Source organism: Enterobacter sp. HMSC16D10 (assembly GCF_001807145.1).
Classification (GTDB): Bacteria; Pseudomonadota; Gammaproteobacteria; order Enterobacterales; family Enterobacteriaceae; genus Enterobacter; species Enterobacter roggenkampii.
The window spans coordinates 3,495-4,673 of sequence record NZ_KV787837.1 but is presented as its reverse complement, the minus strand read 5'-3'; the positions used below and the strand labels follow the sequence as shown (position 1 = coordinate 4,673).

Annotated in this window: 1 protein-coding gene; it reads right to left on the bottom strand. The window is 62.0% G+C overall.

Going from position 1 to position 1,179, the window contains the following annotated elements:
* On the bottom strand, window positions 1-1,179 hold a 1,179-nt coding region (vgrG, locus tag HMPREF3143_RS04390; protein ID WP_254668416.1), incomplete at both ends, for a type VI secretion system tip protein VgrG.

Sequence of the window (1,179 nt, the reverse complement as noted above, 5' to 3'; positions counted from 1 at the left end):
CGCCGTACTCCGTGCTGACCTTGATATGCTCTTTCCCGCGCTCATCATCCAGGCGGATTTTGTTATTCGCCGGGGTGCGCAGGACGTTACGTTTGTAGTTGCGGATGGTGACGTGGTCGCCGTGCGCCGAGTCGTGCAGCACGCCGGCAATGTACGGCCGGTCCGGGTTGCCGTCCTCAAAACCAATCGCCACTTCGGTTCCCGCCAGCAGCGGCAGGTGCAGGCCGTAGGTATCTCCTGCGTACGGGCGGGACTGGCGCACCCACAGGCTTTCGAATCCGGTTTCCCAGTTATCCCGGTCAAACAGCATGTTGACGCGGTAACGACCGTCTTTATCGATATGCCCGTAGGTGTCATTTTCGGTGGTACTGGTGATGCGTGCCGGTAAGGTGCCGGCCATCACCGGGCGCGAGCCAGGCTCCGGGCGCGAGCCAGGCTCCGGGCGGAAGCTGAAATCCGGGCTGTCCGGGATACCGTCAAACCTGACGCCGAAGTCCTTATCACGCCGCGCATGGCTGTGCATTGCCGTGACGACCACCCCCTGCGCAAACACGTCCGCCACTTCATACCCGCCGGTGACTTTCAGCCGCATCCCCGGAGAGAGCGTCGGACAGCTGGTGACGGCCCGGGTCTGCGTCTGGCCATTCAGGTAGCACTCATGACGGATGCGGGCATAAAACGCCCCGGACTCCGGCGCCGGGTTGCGGTCGTGGGAATTCCCCGCGGTCAGGTAGTTATCCGCCCAGTGATAGGCATCACCATACGTGGTGGCATCCCCGCGGGTCGCATCCACCAGGGTATTCATGTCCTCCGTGGCCTGACGGTAGTTGTAGTCCCGGGTGCTGACCTGCTTCTGCACCACGTTATGGTGGCTCTCCATCTCCCACACCGAGTCCACACCCTTCGAGTGCTGCCCTGACGGCGGCACCGACGGCAGCGTCAGACCGTTCTCATACCCCTGCTGGCTGTCGTAAAACTCCACCACGTCGATGTTCAGCCGTGTGTCGGTGGTAAAGCGGAACCAGATACCGACCTCGCCCAGCAGGCGGGTGATAAAGTGCAGGTCGTTCTCACCGTACTGCATCACCTGCTCGCGGCGCGGGTACTCTTTTGACAGCGAGAACAGAAAATCCTGGCCGCGCATGCCGTGGCGCTCGCGCAGGATTTTTTCCACGATTT